Here is a 453-nt window from a genome sequence, read left to right on the forward strand (position 1 = left end):
CACTGTTAATGCCTCCAACGCCCAGCAAAACAGCGCCCCAGGCGCTGCGAAACTCGCCGTTCGGAGCAATACTGTTCATGTCGTGCCAACCGGTGAGCGGCACCAGTGCCTGCAGGCGCGGTTCGGTGAAGGCGGCCAGCGTCTGCAAGCCGGCACCGTAAGACTCGCCAATCATGCCGATGGCGGGCTGACCGTCAGGCATACGTTTGACGCCGGGAAGGTGGCCCAGTGACCAGTCGATCACATTACTTAGATCCGCGACTTCAAAGTCCGGGTCCATCATGTGCACGTGGCCATCGGACTGTCCCCAGCCCCGCTGGTCGTAGAAGACCACCCAGTAACCGGCTTTCCACGCCGCGATGGCGGCTTCACCGGTGAGGATGGATTTGCCGTAAATTGACATGGGGCGCTTCGCGCGGAAGCCACCAAAACCGTGAGTGGCGATAATCAACG

General features: G+C 60.9%; 1 protein-coding gene. It reads right to left on the reverse strand.

Annotated features, from left to right (window positions below; genetic code table 11):
• The coding region (locus tag A3730_RS28175; protein WP_231884074.1) for a CocE/NonD family hydrolase at positions 1 to 403 on the reverse strand (403 nt) is incomplete at its 3' end.
• Positions 404 to 453: the final 50 nt, after the last annotated feature.

Source organism: Alcanivorax sp. HI0044 (genome assembly GCF_001634945.1).